Genomic DNA, 13,483 nt, shown 5'->3' on the forward strand with positions numbered 1-13,483 from the left:
ATGGCAGCACAGAGTGCGACCGCGACGCGCAGCGGGCTGAGATCGGCCTTGCCGCTGCTTGCGCCTGCCTATCTCTGGCTGACGGTGGCGATCTTCCTGCCCTTGTCGGCCATGGTCTTTTTCTCGTTCATGACCGAGTTGCCGCTGTCGGGAAAACCGTGGGCGTTCACGCTCGGCAACTACGCCGCTTTCTTCTCGCAAAGCCTCTATCTGACGCTGCTCTTGGCTTCGCTGCGCCTCGGCCTCGAGGTGACGCTGTGGTGCGTCGTCATCGGCTATCCGGCAGCCTATGTGCTGGCCAAGGTACTGAAGGGGCGCAGCCGCGAGGCAATCTTCCTCCTCGTCATCCTGCCGTTCTGGTCGAACGGGCTGGTGCGCATCTTCTCCTGGGCGATGGTGCTGCGCGAAGGCGGTATCCTCGACACGGCTCTCAATGCCGTGTTGCCGTTCAAGATCAACATCGACTTGATGTATTCCTATCCGGCCGTCATCATTGGCCTGGTGCACTCCTACGTGCCCTACATGGTGCTGACCTGTTATCTCACGCTTCAGGCCATCGATGACTCGCTGATCGAGGCCGGGCGTTCGCTCGGCGCGACGCGGCTGCAAGTGCTGAAGCGGATCATCATCCCGCTCTCCATGCCCGGGCTGGTGGCGGGTGCGGCTTTGATCTTCGTGCCGGTCGTCGGCTCGTTCATGGAGCCGCGCATCCTTGGCGGCCGAACCGGTACCTTCTACGGCACGGTCATCGAGGACCAGTTCGTCGCCGTGTTCAACTGGCCGCTTGGCGCGGCCTTGTCCTTCATCCTGCTGGCTGTGGTGCTGGTCATTTTGGCGGTGGCGTCGCCGGTCCTGCGGAGGGCCGCGTGATGATGACGACGCGCGTCCTTGAATGGCTCGGCCGCCTCTACATCTGGCTGCTGCTCGCCTTCCTCTATCTGCCGATCGTCATCATGGCGCTGATGTCGTTCAACGTTTCGCCCTTCTACCAATTGCCGTTCGAATGGACGACGGAATGGTACGCATCGCTATGGCAGAACGACCAGCTGATCTCGGCGACCTGGAACAGCATCGAGATCGCCGTGATCACCACGCTCATCTGCACGGTGCTCGGCTCGGCGGCGTCGCTGGCGCTTTACCGCTATGACTTCCGCGGCAAGAAAGTCCTGCAGGCGCTGCTGTTTCCGCCGATCGCCATTCCGTGGCTGATCACCGGCACGGCGATGCTGATCTTCTTCTTCGGGGTCGGCATCGGCCGCGGCCTGTTTGCGATCCTGCTCGGCCATGTGGCGCTGGCGCTGCCCTATGTCATCGTCGTGGTGTCGGCGCGGCTGCAGACCTTCGCGCCGGAACTGGAAGAGGCGGCGCGCTCGCTCGGCGCCAACCAATGGCAGGTGACCAGCCGTGTGACGCTGCCATGGATCATGCCCGGCGTGATCGCCGGCGGGCTGTTCGCATTCGCCGTGTCGTTCGACCAGTTCGTCGTCTCCTATTTCCTGTCGACGCCTGGGCAGACGACGCTGCCGGTCGAGATCTACGCGGCGATCCGCAAAGGTTTCACGCCCGAGATCAACGCGGTCTCGACGATCATCATCGTCGTCTCGATGGCATTAATGCTGCTCACGGCGCGCTTCTTCAAATTCGGCGGAGAGAAATAATGGCCGGCGTCCAGGTATCGAACGTCTCCCGCAATTTCGGCGCGCACAAGGCGCTGGACGACGTCTCCATCGATTTCGCCGACGGCGGCTTTTATGCACTGCTTGGCCCGTCGGGCAGCGGCAAGACCACGCTGCTCAGGCAGATCGCCGGTTTCGACTTTCCCGATTCCGGTCGCATTTCGATCGGCGGCGAGAGCGTCGAGCGGGTGCCTGTGGAGAAGCGGCGCATCGGCATGGTGTTCCAGAATTATGCGCTGTTCCCGAACATGAGCGTCGCCGACAATGTCGCCTTCGGCCTGTCGGTGCGCGGCGAGCCGAAAGCGACCATCGCAAGCGAGGTGCAGCGCGCGCTCGACCTGGTGCAGCTTGGCAAGCTCGGCGGGCGCCGTCCGCACCAGCTTTCCGGCGGCCAGCGCCAGCGCGTGGCGCTGGCCCGCGCCATCGTCACCAAGCCGCGGGTGCTGCTGCTCGACGAGCCACTCGGCGCGCTCGACAAGGCGCTGCGCGTCGACATGCAGATCGAACTGAAGCGCATCCAGCGCGAGATCGGCATCACCACCATTTTCGTCACCCACGACCAGGAAGAAGCGCTGACGATGAGCGATCGCATCGGCATATTGCGCGACGGCCGGCTGGTGCAGGAAGGGCCGCCGGAGGAGATCTACGACAGACCGCAAAGCGAATTCGCCGCCACCTTCCTCGGCGACGCCAACATTTTTCGCGGCGATGCGACTGGCAACGGCATCAAGCTGCCCGACGGCACGGAGATTTCTGCAGGCGCCGGCGCGAAGCTTGCTGCCGGCGCCAAGGCCAGCTGCGCCGTTCGGCCCGAACGCATCCAGATATCGACCGGCACGGGCAGGCTGGAGTCGGCCAACGCCAATAGCCTTAAGGGACAGGTCTCCAAGCGCATCTTCGCCGGCAACAACAGCACATATTTCGTCGAACGTGCCGGGCAGACACTGAAGGTGATCGTGCAGAATACCGGCGCCGATCGCCTCGCCGAGGGTCAGCCGGTGATGCTCAGCTGGTCGCCGGAAAGCACCGTGCTGATCGCTGCAGTCTAGCGGCGTTGTCGCGTGTCCGATCAGCCGGATGTCGGTATTGGCACTCTCCGGTCCTGATGGGAAATGATGGTGCCGGGCTTGGCTGATGCAGGGGCCATGGCGTTATATCCAGTCCTCGACGGGAGGAATGGATGGCAAGCACGGGTTTCGAACCGGATGTGAAGGTTCGCACCAGCGAATACCGGATCGGCTGCATCGGCGCCGGCATGATCATGGCCGAATGCCATCTCGCCGCCTACGAGCAAGCCGGCTTTCCGGTCGTCGCGATCGCTTCGCGCACCAGGGCCAATGCCCAGAAGGTCGCCGACCGCTGGGCCATTGCGACCGTTCACGACACGCCGGAGCAGTTGATCGAGGACGAGAGAGTCGAGATCGTCGATCTTGCCTTTCCGCCCGACCAGCAGCCGGCGCTGATCCGCCACGCGCTGAAGCAGAAGCATATCAAGGCGATCCTGGCGCAGAAGCCGCTGGCGCTGTCGGTCGACGAAGCGATCGCGCTGCGTGACGAAGCGGCGAAGTCCGGCAAGATCCTCTCGGTCAACCAGAACATGCGCTACGACCAGTCGATGCGTGTGCTGAAGCAGATCATCGACAATGGCGAGCTTGGCGACATCGTCTTCGCGCAGATCGACATGCATGCGATCCCGCACTGGCAGACTTTCCTCGAAGACTACGACCGGCTGACATTGGCCAATATGAGCGTGCACCACCTCGACGTGCTGCGCTTCCTGTTCGGCGATCCCCAGGAGATCACCACGCTGACGCGCAAGGACCCGCGCACGCGCTTCGAGCACTCCGACGGCATCACGGTTTCGACGCTGCGATTTCCCTCAGGCGTGCTCGCCATATCGCTCGAGGATGTCTGGTCCGGACCGCGCCAGGAAGGCTATCACGACGACCAGCATATCAACTGGCGCGTCGACGGCACCAAGGGTGTGGCCAAGGGCACGATCGGCTGGCCGAAAGGCGTGGCCTCGACACTGACCTATGCCTCGACAAAGACGACGGGCGGCGAATGGGTGACGCCGCGCTGGGACACGATGTGGTTCCCGCATGCCTTCATCGGCGTCATGGAACAGCTGCAGCATGCAGTGAAGACCGGAACGCCACCGGCGCTGTCCGTCGCCGACAACGTCAAGACGATGGCGCTGGTCGAGGCCGGCTACCGCTCCATGGCGGAAGGCCGGACGATCAGGCTGTCCGAAATATCGACTGACTGAACATGTGGCCATCGAATAGCGTGGCGGCTGAATCGCTTACCGGGAGGAGTTCACATCATGATGCAGGCAGGTATCTTCACCGGCTATTTTCCCTATGAGCTCGAGGAGGTCGCCAGGCGCATTCGCGGGCTCGGCTTCAACACTGTGCAGCTCGACCTGCATTTCAAGGATATCGACCTCTCGGCCGGGCAGATTACGAAGGACAAGGCAAGCAAGGTCCGCGATACGTTCCGCGACTACAATTTGCCGATCTGCTGCGTGTCGGGCTACACGAACATCATTCATCCGGACAGGGCCGAGCGCGAGCGGCGACTTGCCTATCTCAAGGAGATCATCCGCAACGCGCGCGAGTTCGGCAGCCCTTACGTGATTTCGGAAACCGGCACCTACAACACCGAGTCCGACTGGGTGCATCACCCCAGGAACAAGACCGAGGAAGGGTTCGAGGAATGCCGCAAGGTGATCTCCGATCTCGCCCAGACCGCCTATGACCATGGCGCGGTGTTCCTGCTCGAAACCTATGTCAACAACGTCGTCGGTTCGGTCGAGGAGACGGTGAGGATGTTCGCGCAGGTCGACCATCCCGGCCTTGGCCTGCTGATGGATCCGACAAACTATTTCGAGGCGCACAACATCGACCGCATGGACCAGGTGCTCAACCAGGTGTTCGACACGCTGGCCGACAAGATCAAGATCGCGCATGCCAAGGACGTCAAGCGCGCCGGCAGCGACAAGTCGGAGAAGCATGCCGACATCGGCGACGACGACGCACATGAGGGGCTGACGTTCCGCGGCGTCGGCGAGATCGAGCTGCCGGCACCCGGTCTCGGCTCGCTCAACTATGACCTTTATCTGAAGCGGCTCAGCGAGAAGCACCCAAACATCCCGGTCATCATCGAGCATCTGACCGAAGACGATGTGCCGCGCGCGAAAACTTTCCTCGATGGGAAATTCCGCGCCAACGGCCTTTGAGGGCCGGCGGGAGGTGACAATGGCGACGACGGCCAAGACAAAACGCGATTACAGCCTGGTCGGCGAAAGCACCCGTCGGGCGATCGAGACCGGGCTTGCCTCGGCCGAATGGTACCACACCGACGTCTCGCGCAAGACGATGAAGGAGTTGATGCAGCGTTCCGACGGTCCGGCGATCCGCGACACGATCATCTGGATCGCCGCCATACTGGGCTCGGCGGCCGGCATCATCTGGTTCTGGGGCACCTGGTGGGTCGTGCCGTTCCTGGTCGTCTATGGCGTGCTCTACGGCTCCTCAAGCGACTCGCGCTGGCACGAATGCGGCCACGGCACCGCCTTTCGCACGCGCTGGATGAACGATGTCGTCTACCAGATCGCCAGCTTCATGGTGATGCGCAATCCGGTGACATGGCGCTGGAGCCATGCCCGCCACCACACCGACACCATCATCGTCGGGCGCGACGCCGAGATTGCGGTGATGCGGCCGCCAGACTTGCTGAAGGCGGGACTGGCTTTCACCGGCATACTCGATTTCCGCTACTCGCTGCCGGCACTGGTGCGCCAGGCGTTGGGCAGGCTGTCGGACGACGAGAAGAGCTACGTTCCCGAGATGGAACAGGCCAAGGCCGTCACCGCCGCGCGCTGGCATGTCGCCATCTATGTCGCGACGATCGCTCTTGCGATCGCGCTGAGGTCTTGGCTGCCGCTGGCGCTGATCGGCTTGCCGCGCCTCTACGGCACCTGGCACATGGTAATGACCGGCCTGCTGCAGCATATCGGGCTCGCCGACAATGTCGTCGACCACCGGCTGAATACCCGCACCGTCTACATGAACCCGATCAGCCGCTTCATCTACTGGAACATGAACTACCATGTCGAACATCACATGTTCCCGATGGTGCCCTATCATGCGCTGCCCAGGCTGCACGAACTGATCAAGCACGATCTGCCCGTGGCGAACCCGTCGATCTGGCATGCCTATCGTGAGGTCTGGCCGGTACTTCTGAGGCAGCTGAGATATGAGGACTATTACCTCAAGCGCGAATTGCCGCCGACGGCGCGGCCCTATCGCGAAGAGTTCCATGGGGTCGATATGTCGGCTGCGGCCGAATAGCTTTGGCCGTGATCCGTCGTGCTGGCGGGGACTAGGAGGAGACGGAAATGGCCGAATGGGTCGAGGCGTGTGCCGTGGACGATGTCGACGAGGAGGATGTTATCCGCTTCGATCATGGCGGCCGTACCTTTGCGATTTATCGCTCCCCGGACGACCGTTTTTTCGCCACGGACGGGTTCTGCACGCATGAGAAGGCGCATCTTGCCGACGGCCTCGTGATGGACGAGATCATCGAATGCCCCAAGCACAATGGCCGCTTCAACTACAAGACCGGGCAGGCCAAGGGAGCTCCGGTGTGCGTCAACCTCAAAACCTATGCGGTCAAGGTCGCGGCCGGCAAGGTCATGATCGAGATCGACTGATCGCATCCCAAACCGCAAGGAACCAGTCCGATGAGCCGTAAGAGACCGACGATCGCAGATTTGCGCGCCACGAAAGGCAAGCGGCAGCTGACCATGCTGCGCGTGCTGACCATGGATGAGGCCGAAGCCGCCGAACGGGCCGGTGTCGACATTGTGTCGGTGCCGCCGGAACTGGTGCTTAATCCTCAGTATCGCGATGCGGCGCCGAGCCTGTTCACCATGCCCGGCGAGAATTTTTTCGAGATCGGCACCGCCGACGATTTCGTGCGCTGGGCGTTCCGCCTCTACAAGGCCGGCGCCGACGCCGTCTATTGCAGCGCCGGCTACGCCACCGTCAAGCGGATGGCCGACGATGCGATCCCGGTGATCGGCCATGTCGGCCTGATCCCGTCGCGCGCCACCTGGACCGGGGGCTTCAAGGCCGTCGGCAAGACCGCCGACACCGCCATGCAGGTCTTCGAGGCGGTCAAGCAACTGGAAACCGCGGGCGCCATCGGCGCAGAGATCGAGGTGGTGCCGGTCGAGGTGGCCAAGGCGATCTCGGAACGCACCTCGCTGATCATGCTGTCGATGGGGGCAGGCACCGGCTGCGACGCGCAATACCTGTTCGCCGAGGACATACTCGGCCAGAACCGCGGTCACATGCCCCGCCATTCCAAGGTCTATCGCAACTTCGCCGCCGAATACGACCGGCTGCAGGCGGAACGCATCGCCGCTTTCTCGGAGTACGTCGCGGACGTCAACAGCGGAGCGTACCCGGAAGACAGGCACGTCGTGCACATGGATCCGAACGAACTCAGCCTGTTCATGAAGAGGGTCGATGGCGTGGCCTGAGCGCCCGGGCCTGCCTTGGTTCGGCTCGTTAGCCGCAGCTAAGCCTGCCAGCTCCCCTTGGCGAGCGCGGCGTAGAGCGCCTCGGCCTCGACGCCGAGCGGCCTGTCTTCGGTGAGCTTCGGCACGTGCGTGCGCACCGCCGCATGGATCACGCCGGTGGCCGGCGCCAGCGTCAGCCCATCGCGCAGGTCTATCGCCTGTGCGGCGGCCATCAGTTCGAAGGCGATCAACCGCCGCCACAGCACGATCATCTCGGCGCATTTCGAAACGGCCAGCAGAGTCTGCGTGGCATGGTCCTCGACGCCTTCCGAGACCGGCAAGAAGTCGAGCATCACCGGATTGGCCTTGTGACGGAGCGTGGCCAGGATCGCCGCCACTGTCTTTTGCAGCGGCACGAAGCCGGCCGAGGCGCCGCCGAGCGGCGACAGATATTTCGGCAAGCCGTTGCGGCCGGAGCCGGTTAGCTGGATGAAGCGGGCGGCGCAGGCGGCGGCCGCTTGCGCAATGGCGAGGCCGAGAGTCTCGAAGCCCAATGCCAGCGACGCGGTGTGGAAGTTGCCGGTCGACAGCACCAATTCGTCTTCGCCCAGCACCAGCGGATTGTCGGCAGCTGAATTGAGTTCGATCTCGGCGGCCAGCCGCGCGTGATCGATCGCCTGGATCAGCGCGCCGTGGATCGACGGCATACAGCGGATCGACAGGGGATCCTGCAAGGTCGTCGGCGCGGGGGGCTCATTGCGGGCAAGCAATTCCCGCAGGCCCTTTGCCGCCAGTTGCTGGCATGCGGCGGGCCGCGCCAGATGCAGGCGCGGGTCGAGGACGGTGTGGTTGGCGCCGATGCCTTCCATGGTCAGAGCGCCGGCCTGCTGCTGTTGGGCGAAGGCAGAGAGCGCATCGGCGAGCGCCAGCGCGCCGCTGCCGGTGGAGCCGGCCGAGGCATTGATCAGCGACAGCCCGTCCTTGGGTGCCAGGCTTACGGGCGCGAGGCGCGCCATCATCAGCGCCTTGGCCGAGGGCATGCGCCGGCCCTGATAGTCGGCTTCGCCTTCGCCGATCAGCATGCGGCCGAGCGCCGCCATCAGCACCAGGTCGCCGGCGCCGATCGAAGCCAGCGACGGCATGACCGGATGGACACCGGCGTTGAGCGCGTCGAGCAAGGCTACGAACACATGCGGCGACAGGCCGGAGCCGCCTGCAGCAAGCATCGCGACGCGGGCAAACATGACGGCGCGCACGGTTTCGAAGGGTAAAGGCTCGCCGACCGCACCACTGCGACCGTCGAGAAGCTGGCGCTGGAAGGCGCTGGCGTCGCCGCTGACCGACGTGCCGAGATTGGCGCCGAGCCCGGTGTTGAGACCGTAGATCTGCTGGCCGGCGGCCGCGGCGTCATCGAGCACCTTGCGCGCCTTGACCAGCCGTTCCAGGACAGTGGGTGTGACCTCCACCTTGCATCCCTCGCGGGCGACGGATGCAACGTCCTCGATGCTGACGCCGGCGCCGGTGAGAACGAGCGGGCTCATGCGAAACGCAACCTTTGGCCGATGCCTTGCGCCTGGGCCTTGGCCAGCATCGCCTTGCCGAGCGCGATGTCGGACAGCGACAGGCCGCGATGCCAGAACAGGATCGTCTCGCCGTCGCTCTGACGTCCGGCTTTCAGCCCGGCGGCGATCTGGCCAAGTTCGGCATGCAGCGACTTCTCGCTCAGCCGTCCCGTCTCGACATGGGCGCGCAGCGAACCGAACTTGCCGCCCTTGCACTGGCCCCAATCGTCGACGACGATTTTCTGCATGATGTCGGTCAGCGACAGCTCCACTGCGCTCATCGTGCCGTAAGGCACGACCAGCGCGCCACGCTTGATCCATTCGGTCTTGAGCAGCGGCTGCGGTTCCGGCAGCCGCGAGGCCTCGACGACGATGTCGGCGCCTTCCACGCAAGTCTTCCAGTCGGCCACCGCCGTGACCGGCTTGCCAAGGTCCGCCGCCAGTTTGGCGGCAAAGCCGTCGCGGCTTTCGGGCCGGCGCGAATGGACGCGGATCTCGTTGAAGTCGAAGAGATGATCGAGCAGGCGCACGTTCCAGTAGGCGGTGCCGCGCGCGCCGATATGGGCGAGCACGTTCGATGTCTTCTTCGCCAGATGTTTCGCGCCGATGGCGGTGATCGCTCCGGTGCGCATGTCGGTGATGACGGTGGCGTCCAGGATCGCGCGCGGCGTGCCGGTGCGCGGATCGAACAGGTTCAGGATGCCGAACTCCGAGGGCAGGCCATGCTTGTAGTTGTCGACATAGTCGCCGACGATCTTGACGCCGGCCGCATCGAGCGGCGCGACGTAGCCGCGCAGAACATTGAAATGGCCATGGAAGGACGGGTCGGGCTCGAGATCGACACGCGGCTCGATCACGGTCTGGCCGTTGCCCTGGGCGACGAGCCCGGCCTCGACCGCGTCGATGATTTCGGCATCGGTCATGGCAAGCGCCTCGATGTCGAGGGCGTTGAGGTAGTCGATATAGATGGGCTTCATGCGTGCGTGTTCCCGGGAGCCCCTTTCATGCCATAGCAGGCGGCGAGGCGACACGAAAGTTTGTTAGTCGATATCTGGACGCAGCCGGCCAAATGCTGTTCAAACCGGTTCGTCATGACTGCCATCCCCGAAAGTGAAGTTTCGTCAAAAACGGCCACGAATTCGCGGCGCGTGGCGCTGATCGTCGCCATCGCCTTCTTCATGCAGCTGCTGGATTCGACGATCATCTCGACCTCGCTGCCGCAGATGGGAGCCAGCTTCGGCGTGCCGGCGGTGGCGATGAGCATCGGCATTACCGTCTACATGCTGACAATGGCGGTGTTCGTGCCACTGTCCGGCTGGCTCGCCGACCGTTTCGGGGCGCGCAACATCTTCCTTGTGGCGATAGCGCTGTTCACGCTGGCCTCGATCGCCTGCGGCTTCTCGGAGAATTTGACCGAATTCGTCGCCGCGCGCGCCGTGCAGGGCCTCGGCAGTGCGTTGATGACGCCGGTCGGGCGCATCCTGGTGCTGCGCAACGCCTCCAAATCGGAATTGCTCAACGCCACCGCGCTGATCACCTGGCCGGCGCTGTTTGCGCCGGTGGTCGGGCCGGTGCTCGGCGGCTTCATCACCACTGCGCTCTCCTGGCACTGGAACTTCTTCATCAACATTCCGCTTGGGCTGGCCGGCCTGGTGCTGGTCGCCCGCTTCGTCCCCGGTTACCGCGAGGCCGACCGAAAGCCGCTCGACTGGCCGGGCTTTTTCCTGACATCGGCGGGGCTCGCTTGCCTGCTCTACGGCCTCGAGCGCATCGCGCATGCGGAAGATGGCGTCTTGCCGACCGTGATGCTGCTCGCCCTTGGCAGCCTGATCGGCTGGTTGGCTGTGCGCCACCTCTTGCGCACGCCGCATCCGCTGCTCGACCTTTCATCGTTCAAAGTGCTGACCTTCGCCCTCTCGACATTGTCGGCCGGCACCATCTTCCGGGTTGCGATCAACGCCACGCCGTTCCTGTTGCCGCTGCTGTTCCAGGTCGGCTTCGGCCTCAGCCCGATCGATGCCGGCATGATGATCTTCGCCTATTTCCTCGGCAATCTCGGCATGAAAGCGGTGACGACGCCGACGCTGAGGCGCTTCGGTTTTCGCTCGGTGATGGTCGTCAACGGCGTGGTCGCCTCCCTGTCGATCATCGCCTGCGCGGCGATCTCGCCGCAGACACCGCAGGCGCTGGTGGTGGCGCTGATGCTGATCGCCGGCCTGTCGCGCTCAATGCAGTTCACCGCGCTCAACACGCTAGCCTTCGCCGACATCGCGGCCACGCAGCGCAGTTCCGCGGCGACCCTGTCCAGCATGCTGCAGCAGGTGGCGATGCTGTTCGGCGTCGCGGTCGCGGCGGCGATCCTCAATTTGTCGCAGATCGCCAGAGGCCAACCGGCGCTCGATCTCGTCGACTTCCGGATAGCCTTCCTCGTGATCGGCGTGATCGGGCTGGTAGCCGCATTCCGCTTCCTGGCATTGCCGCGCAGTGCGGGCGCCGAAGTTTCGGGCCATGCGCTGGAGAATTGACGTCGAATTTATCGCTCCGGCGTAGGCGCGCCGATTCACCTTCTCCACAGGGGAGAAGGGCGGTCGATGCCGCGCTACACTGGCCGGTAAACCTTCTCAGCCGTGTTCCAAAAAATATCTGCCTCTGCCGCCGCACCATGTTTCGCCACCGCTGCGCGGTGCGCCTTGATCAGTTCGGCGTGGCTGGTCCACAGTTTTTCGATCGGAAAGTTCGAGCCGAACATCAGGTGGTCCGAGCCAAGGATATCGATCGCATTGTCAACGATGTAGGCGATCAGCGCCGGGTCGTTGCGGTGGACGAAGGTGCCGAGGCCGGAGAGCTTCGCGTAGAAATTGGGCGCAGCGGACAAAGTGCGCAGGCCGGCCTTCCAGGCCTCGGTGGTTTCCGGTTCCATGCCGGTCAGCATGCCGGCATGGGTGAGGATGAAGTTCGTCTCCGGATTCTCGCCGACCAGCGTCAGCCCGTCTTTCATCTGTGCCGGGAAAAGCTGCAGGTCGAACGACAGGCCATAGTCCTTAAGCCTGGCGACATTGGCGCGCACCTTGGGATCGATCACCTGGTCTGTGGAAGCCGCGAAGCGGAAGGCCGGTGTCTCGTGCCAGTGAAGCTGCATGCGCACCCCGCGCAGCAGCGGATATTTTTTCAACCGGTCGATCTGGTGGCGGACATCGTCCACCGTCATGTCGGCATAGCCGACGATGGCGTGCGGCCAGCCGGTTTCTTCCGCGGTCTTCTGCAGGAAGGCGACCTCGTTTTCGAAGTCTCCCTTGGCCCAGTTGGTCTGGACATAGACAGCCTTCTCGACGCCGGCCCCCTTTTGGTCGGCCAAGAATTCCTCGATCGGATAGTCGCGGCGGATCGGCTCATAGGGACCGAAGATGCGTGGCACCATCGGTCCGACCAGCCAGGGCTGGTCCTTTTGGCGCCAGATGTGGAAATGCGCGTCGATCGCTTTCTGCATCACGAAACCCTCTTCCAGATGGCTGCGGCCGCCGGGGCAGGGCGGGCGAGCGACAGGATGAAATCGGTGAGGCTTTTCACCGAGGAGCCGTCGACCAGATCGTCGAGCACCGGCAGGATGGCGCGAAGCGCTGCCGTCGCCGGCCGAAAGCGCGGATCGCCGGCCAGCGGCGTTGCCAGCGAAAGCCGGAAGGCGCGGGCGCTCAGCCGGCGCATCGCGATCTCCAGCTCGGCATGGTCGCCGCGCTCCAACGCGTCCGACAGGATGACCACCGCCGCCCCGCGCGCAAAGGCGGAAAAGCGTGCCACCGAGAGGAAGGCGAGCAGCGTCGGTCCCATTCTCGTCCCGCCATCCCAGTCGTCGACCTGGGCCGCCGCGCGCGCCAGTGCCTGGCCGCGGTCGCGGATGCGCAGCGCCGTGGTGATGCGGGTGAGCCGCGTGCCGAAGGTGAACACTTCAGCGCGGCCGGCGCCCTGCACGGCGGCATTCGCCAGCTTGAGGTAGTCGGCCGTGTGCAGCTTCATTGAGCCGGAGACATCGATCAAAAGCAGAAGCTTGCGCGGCACGGTCTGGCGGCGGCGCAGAAGCGGCGAGGGGATGTCGCCATCGGCACTGACGATTTCGCTGAGCGAGCGGCGCAGGTCGAGCGTGCCGCGCGAGCGCGTGCGGATGGTGCGGAAGGAGCGGCGGGCGGGCAGAGCGGAGGCGAGCTTGCGTCGGAAGGGGGCGAGGCTGTCGCTGTCGCGCTGGAAGTCGCGGCTGTTCAGTTGCTCGGTGGTCGAGGAGAGTTCGCCGCCCTTCTCGTGGGGGGTGGTCTGGTTGTCCTCCTCGTGGGTGCCGCGATCATCCTTGATGCGGGTTTCCTCGTCTTCCTCACCGTCGATCGAAGGTCGCGCATCGCCATAGAAATAGCTGCGAAAATGCGTCTCGAACTCGTCGCGGCGGTCGGGCGAGGGGGCAAGCGTGGCCAATGCCGCCTCGCGAATATCGGCCATCGAGCGCGGCCCGAGCAGCGTGATCGCCTGCATGAAGCTGGAGACCTGCTCCGGCGCGATGGCGAAACCATAGCGGCGCAGCAACCGGCCGAAGCCGAGAAGCGGCGCGGCGGCGCGGGGCAAGCTCTCCTCTCCCCGTTCACGGGGAGAGGATGCCGGCAGGCAGGTGAGGGGCAGCGCCACCTTCTGCCCATCATGGCGCTGCCCCTCATCCGCCCCTTCGGGGCACCTTC

13 protein-coding genes are annotated in these 13,483 nt (G+C 64.2%); 9 read left to right on the plus strand and 4 right to left on the minus strand.

Annotated elements, in window-relative coordinates:
• From DH08_RS18710 to DH08_RS18745, 8 genes are all read left to right on the plus strand, one after another.
• Positions 1 to 870, plus strand: coding sequence for an ABC transporter permease (locus DH08_RS18710; protein ID WP_192180735.1), 870 nt, complete (start codon positions 1 to 3; stop codon positions 868 to 870).
• Positions 870 to 1,658: an ABC transporter permease gene (locus tag DH08_RS18715; RefSeq protein WP_192180736.1), complete on the plus strand. Its 789-nt coding sequence runs from the start codon at positions 870 to 872 to the stop codon at positions 1,656 to 1,658. The genes DH08_RS18710 and DH08_RS18715 overlap by 1 nt, the downstream gene beginning before the upstream one ends.
• Positions 1,658 to 2,725: an ABC transporter ATP-binding protein gene (locus DH08_RS18720; protein ID WP_192180737.1), complete on the plus strand. Its 1,068-nt coding sequence runs from the start codon at positions 1,658 to 1,660 to the stop codon at positions 2,723 to 2,725. The genes DH08_RS18715 and DH08_RS18720 overlap by 1 nt, the downstream gene beginning before the upstream one ends.
• Positions 2,726 to 2,856: 131 nt before the next feature.
• Positions 2,857 to 3,945, plus strand: coding sequence for a Gfo/Idh/MocA family protein (locus tag DH08_RS18725; RefSeq protein ID WP_192180738.1), 1,089 nt, complete (start codon positions 2,857 to 2,859; stop codon positions 3,943 to 3,945).
• Between the two features lie 57 nt (positions 3,946 to 4,002).
• The gene (locus DH08_RS18730; RefSeq protein ID WP_192180739.1) at positions 4,003 to 4,917 is read left to right on the plus strand and encodes a sugar phosphate isomerase/epimerase family protein; all 915 of its coding nucleotides are present in this window, start codon (positions 4,003 to 4,005) and stop codon (positions 4,915 to 4,917) included.
• A gap of 19 nt (positions 4,918 to 4,936) precedes the next feature.
• On the plus strand, positions 4,937 to 6,031 hold the full coding sequence (locus DH08_RS18735; protein WP_192180740.1) for a fatty acid desaturase family protein: 1,095 nt from the start codon (positions 4,937 to 4,939) through the stop codon (positions 6,029 to 6,031).
• 47 nt (positions 6,032 to 6,078) lie between these two features.
• Positions 6,079 to 6,393: a MocE family 2Fe-2S type ferredoxin gene (locus DH08_RS18740; protein WP_192180741.1), complete on the plus strand. Its 315-nt coding sequence runs from the start codon at positions 6,079 to 6,081 to the stop codon at positions 6,391 to 6,393.
• 30 nt (positions 6,394 to 6,423) lie between these two features.
• Positions 6,424 to 7,227: a 3-methyl-2-oxobutanoate hydroxymethyltransferase gene (locus DH08_RS18745; protein WP_192180742.1), complete on the plus strand. Its 804-nt coding sequence runs from the start codon at positions 6,424 to 6,426 to the stop codon at positions 7,225 to 7,227.
• Positions 7,228 to 7,265: 38 nt separating this feature from the next.
• Here DH08_RS18745 and DH08_RS18750 read toward each other — a convergent pair whose 3' ends face one another.
• The gene (locus tag DH08_RS18750; RefSeq protein WP_192180743.1) at positions 7,266 to 8,747 is read right to left on the minus strand and encodes an HAL/PAL/TAL family ammonia-lyase; all 1,482 of its coding nucleotides are present in this window, start codon (positions 8,745 to 8,747) and stop codon (positions 7,266 to 7,268) included.
• Complete coding sequence (locus DH08_RS18755; protein WP_192180744.1) at positions 8,744 to 9,745, minus strand: ornithine cyclodeaminase family protein; 1,002 nt, start codon at positions 9,743 to 9,745, stop codon at positions 8,744 to 8,746. The genes DH08_RS18750 and DH08_RS18755 overlap by 4 nt, the downstream gene beginning before the upstream one ends.
• A gap of 114 nt (positions 9,746 to 9,859) precedes the next feature.
• Here DH08_RS18755 and DH08_RS18760 point away from each other — a divergent pair, with 114 nt between their 5' ends.
• The gene (locus tag DH08_RS18760) at positions 9,860 to 11,293 is read left to right on the plus strand and encodes a DHA2 family efflux MFS transporter permease subunit (RefSeq protein ID WP_192180745.1); all 1,434 of its coding nucleotides are present in this window, start codon (positions 9,860 to 9,862) and stop codon (positions 11,291 to 11,293) included.
• Positions 11,294 to 11,367: 74 nt separating this feature from the next.
• Here DH08_RS18760 and DH08_RS18765 read toward each other — a convergent pair whose 3' ends face one another.
• Both DH08_RS18765 and DH08_RS18770 read right to left on the minus strand, forming a co-directional pair.
• Positions 11,368 to 12,255: an amidohydrolase family protein gene (locus DH08_RS18765; protein WP_192180746.1), complete on the minus strand. Its 888-nt coding sequence runs from the start codon at positions 12,253 to 12,255 to the stop codon at positions 11,368 to 11,370.
• Positions 12,255 to 13,373 (minus strand): vWA domain-containing protein, encoded by a 1,119-nt coding sequence (locus DH08_RS18770; protein ID WP_192180747.1) that lies wholly within the window; start codon positions 13,371 to 13,373, stop codon positions 12,255 to 12,257. Before DH08_RS18770 ends, DH08_RS18765 begins: the two co-directional genes overlap by 1 nt.
• Between the last annotated feature and the right edge of the window lie 110 nt (positions 13,374 to 13,483).

Origin of the sequence: Mesorhizobium amorphae, from assembly GCF_014843845.1 — a bacterium.
GTDB classification, from domain to species: Bacteria; Pseudomonadota; Alphaproteobacteria; order Rhizobiales; family Rhizobiaceae; genus Mesorhizobium; species Mesorhizobium amorphae_A.